Annotated in this window: 1 protein-coding gene; it reads left to right on the top strand. The window is 63.0% G+C overall.

The features are described from left to right. The coding region (locus tag P792_RS39175) for an FAD-binding protein (protein WP_035440687.1) at positions 1-300 on the top strand (300 nt) is incomplete at both ends.

Below are 300 nucleotides of genomic sequence, written 5' to 3'. Positions count from 1 at the left end.
CCAAGGACAATCTCGAAGCTGTCGTGCCCGGACTAATGGCGGTCGGTGAAGCCGCCTGCGTTTCCGTGCATGGAGCCAACCGTCTGGGAACGAACTCACTGCTTGACCTGATCGTGTTCGGTCGTGCGGCTGGCAAGCGTGCTGCCGAGATCATCGATCCCAGCGTGCCGGTACCGCCACTGCCCAAGGAGGCGGGCGAGGCCATTCTGGCCAAGTTCGACCAGACCCGCGAGGCTTCGGGCAAGTTCACCGTGGCGGAACTGCGTGAGCGCCTTCAGCGCATCATGCAGAGTCATGCAG

The sequence above is a fragment of the Asaia sp. SF2.1 genome, assembly GCF_000505765.1.
In the GTDB taxonomy this organism is placed as follows: domain Bacteria; phylum Pseudomonadota; class Alphaproteobacteria; order Acetobacterales; family Acetobacteraceae; genus Asaia; species Asaia bogorensis.
Note: the sequence above shows the minus strand (reverse complement) of the source record. Positions and strands in the feature narration are given on the sequence as shown.